This window comes from Methylobacterium sp. E-065 (assembly GCF_022829605.1).
Lineage (GTDB): Bacteria > Pseudomonadota > Alphaproteobacteria > Rhizobiales > Beijerinckiaceae > Methylobacterium.
Genome location: NZ_JAKSYD010000183.1, coordinates 1 through 4,383, shown reverse-complemented (window position 1 = coordinate 4,383; position 4,383 = coordinate 1). Strand labels below are relative to the sequence as shown.

Here is a 4,383-nt window from a genome sequence, read left to right as displayed (position 1 = left end):
GGGTGGCGGAGATATTGACCGGCGAGAAGATCGGGGTGAGGCTGAAGTCCGGGTCTTCGATCGAGAGCGTGGCCGACAGGCCGTTGCCGACCGTGGCTGTGTAGGCCAGCAGGTTGCTCGAGAACACGTCCGAAACGGCGGTCGGGCAGGCGAACACGAAGTTGTGGGCGTAAGAGTCGAAGAACGAGGACGCGCGACCGGCCGTGTGCCCGGCGAACTGGATGAACGCCTTGTGGACGATGGCGAATTGCTGGTCGCGGCCGAAGCTGGCGGTGCCGATGCCGGGATAGGCCTGGCCGATACGCTGCTGCGTGCCGGAGGTGCCGACGCCGGAGTAACCGGTGCGGGCGCCGGCATCGAGGCGCACGAAGGCGCGGAGCGTGCCGTAGGCGGTCTGGGTGCGGGCATCGAGGTTGATGCGCATCCGGCCCTGGTAGCCGGACGTATCGCCGTTGGCGCCGGCCTGGCGGGTATAGCTGGTCTGGTATCCGCCCTCGAACCGGGCACGGCCCGAGACGCGCAGGCAGGTGTCGGTGCCGGGGATGTAGAAGAAGCCGGCGCCGTAGGCACTACAGACGCGGACGTACTCGATCGGCACGGCCTTCTTGACCGGCAGGTCGGCCGCGTGCCCGGCACCCACCGCCGCGAATGCGGCAGCCGAGCCCAGCAGGGAGCTTTTCAAGAACCTCATGGATGACCCCAAAATCTTCGAGACCCATAGCGCAGCATCGTCCGGTGATCCGGATCTCACTGCCGAAATCATTTCAGCTCGCGTCTTGGCGGCGGGCTTACACGCCAGCGGCAGGCGGCGTTGAGCTATTGGCTCAGGTCAGCGGCAATAAGCAAAAGGAATATTGCTGCTTTACCCCTGTACCTTGATCGCGTTGCTTGATGGCAACAGAACTAGATAAAGTATTTCTGTTTGTTTCTACCTGATTTAGGTGGCTAATAACCGAAATAATAAGCCACGAAATCGTGATTGCGCCCCCTGCGGGCATTTTGTTGCGCGATTTGCCACGCTCTTCAGCGTAGCCCGCCTACAGATTAGCTTTAAGGTGCTATGCCGCCCCACAGCCGCGGCATTTGCAAAACGGGCCTATCCCGACCCATGTTGGACAATCCCGCTTCTGGCCGCATGGCCGGGCGCCCTGTCCTAGCGTAGCTGGGCCGGATGTCAGCCAGCCTCGCCCCAACCCTGATCCCGAACCCCGTCGCCATCTGGCACGGTGCCATCGAAAACATCTCGCCCCACGCCTCGCCCTGCCGGTATCTCACTCCGGCCCGGTGGGTGCCGCTACGGGAGGCCGCTATCGACTTCTGCGAAAGGCTGGGCGCAGAGGCACACTCGCTGGGGTGGACGGCTGCCGAGCTATTCGCGCTCCACCCTGAGCACGGGACGCTGCGGGTGGACTACTGCGGCGTGATGATGGTGTCCGGCAGCAAGGCCGTGGCGGTGGAGCCAACTCGGATCGTGTTCGATCGGGGCTCGGGTTACCGGACCAAGCAGGGTCAGGTCTGGGGTATTCCTGTCTGGGAATTCGCCATGAAGGGTGCGGGCCGGTGAGTTGCCGGCGCTTTGCGCAGATCGGCAGTACCGGCCCGCTGCTGGGCTTAACGGTGTTGGTTACGATCCTGTAAGTACACCGTAACTGTGAAGATGCTCTCAACAGCTTCATTTTTTATTGATTAAAGTCTGTGCATTAGCATTTCACTCGAAATCGTAATGATGGAAGCAGTCATGACAACGCTCTTAAAGAAACGACATATTGTGACTGCAATAATATTAACATGCTCTTCAATTTCTTCGGCATTGCCGAATGATGATAATATTATAGATGTAACACCAGCGAAAGACGAACCAGTTAAAAATAGCGAAGCGGCAGTCTCGGTAGGGGATACTTTTTCAATAAAATTACGGTCTGGCAGCGGGCTGCCGACTTCTTGGCAATGCTCTTCGGCCGATGAGAGCATTGTCAATGTCAAAGAGAATGGATGGAAAAGAGCAGATGGATTGGCAGATGGATTAAACGGTGGCAAAGTAGGCTATGAAATAGCCAGTATCTTTATTATTAGTGCAATAAGACCCGGAATAACTACAGTAAAGTGTGAATATGTCTGGTTTACAGGTGAAGTCAATTCCACGACGAAGCTTCTACTCAACATCCACTAATTGATCGATTGGGCAAGAGCCGCTTACCGCTCATGCTTGGACCGGAAACCCCATGATCACGGCGGTCTTCACCATCGTGCGCCGCAGACCCGGTGTGGTGGCCTCCTCGGCCAGCAGTGCCTTGGCCTGCGGGTGCATCTCGATCGCCTTTGCCACGTCGTCGGTGTGGCCGGACTTGAACGCGAACGGCGGGTCGCCCTCGTCCTTCAGGTGGGCGGCTGTGGCGGCCTCGATCTCCTCGTCCGTCACCTCGGACTTGCGGCGCAGGTCGCCGACGCTGGGGATCTCTTTGGCCATGGTGGAGGCCTTCCGCGGGGCCCCTGCCCCGTCTATCGCGGCACGCTCGCCGGGTGGCCATATCATCGCGACACGCCCAGTCTTGCGCTCCGAAGCTTTACGCCTCCCTCTGCGCTAGCCCCCGCCGATCGCGTTTCTCTCTGCCGGTTGAGCGACCGGGACGCTGCCCACCAGGAGGCGGATCATCTCGGACCGACTTTCTAGCATCAAGGCAGGCGGCTCTCCGACCCAGGCCGTCCACGCGGCGGCGAATTTCGGTTGAGGGACGTGGGCAAGTCGGTCTTCATTCTGATGCAACGGGTCCGTCGTCGGATGGGCGTGCTTGTCGGCCATGGGCGGCGGTACGCAGGTGCCTCTACCGAGGTTTCGCTGCGCTGCGATCAGGGTAAGAGCAGCCTTAACGAGACACGTCGACTGGGGCAGCCATATCATCATGGCTCGCCCGGCTTTGTGCGCATCCCGATCGCGTCCACGGCTGGTCGCAGAGATGATAGGGCCCCCCTTCGCGCGGTGTTTTCACGGATCAGCTTTTTCAGCGACGCCCATCGCTCCAGAGATTTGCATGGCGACCCGATCCGCTGCCGCGATCAGCACTGTGTCGAGATGGTGGATGTACCGGGACGTCATTCCGCGGCCGGCATGTCCCAGCATCGCGCCGATCGTCGAGTCGCTGTAGCCGAGGTCCCCAGCCGTCGAAGCGAATGAATGACGAAGGGTGTGTGCCGAAACGCCCTCCAGCCCTGCCTTGCTCACGATGCGCTCCAGTGCATCGTCGAGGCTGACGAAAGGCCTCTGCCCTCCCCGTGCGGCCGGCAGAACGTAGACCGAGCCAGGAACCCGCTGGACATCGTCTAGGATCAGCAGAGCGGCTCTGCTGATCGGTCGAACGGAGGCGCCCTCCTTCGTATCCTCCAGCCGTAGGCATGGTTCCGCTCTATCGATCTCGGACCACCGCAGCTTCACTATTTCGCTGAGCCGGCAGCCGGTCAGGGCCAGTAGCCGGACGCCGGCTAAGGCTTGCCACCGCTCCAGAGAGCCCTCCTCTGTCTCGACGAGTGCTTTGCCGAGCGCAGTATATTCGTCCGGTGTCAGGCGCCGCTTCCGCTTCTTGCCGGCCGGCCGTTTCACGCCGACGGCCGGGTTCGTCGTGATGACGCGCTCAGCGACGGCATAGCTTAGGATCCCGCCCAAGAGCCCCGCGGTGCGCGTCGCGGCGCCGGAGCCGCCCTCGACCACTGCCTTGCCGCGGAAGCCGGTCTTTATCACGTTGGCGGTCTTGCCATTGCGGCGCTTCAGTCGACCACCATCGACGTGAGCTTCATGCCGGTCGACGCAACCCGGCGGCAGGTGCTCGATTTCGGCCCGGGTTACTACAACCCAGAGAGCACATATCTCGCCAGCGCGGCTTCGGGGATCACCGACGTGACGCAGGTGGACCGGCCGGGCGTCCGCGTGCTGGCGATCGCCGGTACGACGACGTTCCGCGCCTCCGCGCGCACGCTGACACATACGCAACCTGTCGCCGTCCCGACTGTGGCCGAGGCGGTCGAGCGGATGCGCGCCGGGCAGGCGGAGGCTTTCGCCCTGTCGCGCGATACCCTGCGGCCGGTGGTGCGGCAGGTCCCGGGCTCACGGATCGTCACGGGCGGCTTCCAGCGGACACACGTTGCCGTCGCTGTCCCGAAGGGCCGTTCCGGCGCCCTCGCCGCGGTCACGGCATGGCTGGAGGACGCGAAGCGGACCGGCGTCGTCCGGAGCATCTTCGACGGTCATGGGTTCAGCGGCGATGCGGTCGCACCCTGAACGGCCACCTGACAATCTCGGGCTGCATGCGGCACGGCGGAGGTTCTGCGGGGCAAGCGGCGCTGACCCCGGTTAGCACCCCGTGATAGGGGTGCGGGAGGCGAGGCAGACGC

Annotated in this window: 6 protein-coding genes; 3 read left to right on the top strand and 3 right to left on the bottom strand. The window is 62.4% G+C overall.

The genetic code is table 11. The features are described from left to right. A partial coding sequence (locus MKK84_RS22520) for a porin (protein WP_243923871.1) occupies nt 1–691 on the bottom strand: 691 nt, incomplete at its 3' end. A gap of 480 nt (nt 692–1,171) precedes the next feature. Between MKK84_RS22520 and MKK84_RS22515 the strand changes: the two genes are divergently transcribed. Continuing rightward, the gene (locus MKK84_RS22515) at nt 1,172–1,564 is read left to right on the top strand and encodes a hypothetical protein (RefSeq protein ID WP_243923869.1); all 393 of its coding nucleotides are present in this window, start codon (nt 1,172–1,174) and stop codon (nt 1,562–1,564) included. A gap of 159 nt (nt 1,565–1,723) precedes the next feature. Continuing rightward, nucleotides 1,724–2,170: a protease inhibitor I42 family protein gene (locus tag MKK84_RS22510; RefSeq protein ID WP_243923867.1), complete on the top strand. Its 447-nt coding sequence runs from the start codon at nt 1,724–1,726 to the stop codon at nt 2,168–2,170. Between the two features lie 30 nt (nt 2,171–2,200). Here MKK84_RS22510 and MKK84_RS22505 read toward each other — a convergent pair whose 3' ends face one another. After that, nucleotides 2,201–2,467: a hypothetical protein gene (locus MKK84_RS22505; protein WP_243923865.1), complete on the bottom strand. Its 267-nt coding sequence runs from the start codon at nt 2,465–2,467 to the stop codon at nt 2,201–2,203. A 516-nt stretch (nt 2,468–2,983) separates the two neighbouring features. Continuing rightward, a complete protein-coding gene (locus MKK84_RS22500) occupies nt 2,984–3,733 on the bottom strand; it encodes a tyrosine-type recombinase/integrase (protein WP_243923863.1) in 750 nt (249 codons plus the stop codon). A 54-nt stretch (nt 3,734–3,787) separates the two neighbouring features. Between MKK84_RS22500 and MKK84_RS22495 the strand changes: the two genes are divergently transcribed. Continuing rightward, the gene (locus MKK84_RS22495; RefSeq protein ID WP_243923861.1) at nt 3,788–4,270 is read left to right on the top strand and encodes a transporter substrate-binding domain-containing protein; all 483 of its coding nucleotides are present in this window, start codon (nt 3,788–3,790) and stop codon (nt 4,268–4,270) included. The last annotated feature ends 113 nt before the right edge of the window (nt 4,271–4,383 follow it).

What these genes read in the sequence shown, in the direction of transcription:
- MKK84_RS22515 (WP_243923869.1), top strand. Translation starts at nt 1,172, where the DNA reads ATGTCAGCCAGCCTCGCCCCAACCCTGATCCCGAACCCCGTCGCCATC.
- MKK84_RS22510 (WP_243923867.1), top strand. Translation starts at nt 1,724, where the DNA reads ATGATGGAAGCAGTCATGACAACGCTCTTAAAGAAACGACATATTGTG.
- MKK84_RS22505 (WP_243923865.1), bottom strand. Translation starts at nt 2,467, where the DNA reads ATGGCCAAAGAGATCCCCAGCGTCGGCGACCTGCGCCGCAAGTCCGAG.
- MKK84_RS22495 (WP_243923861.1), top strand. Translation starts at nt 3,788, where the DNA reads ATGCCGGTCGACGCAACCCGGCGGCAGGTGCTCGATTTCGGCCCGGGT.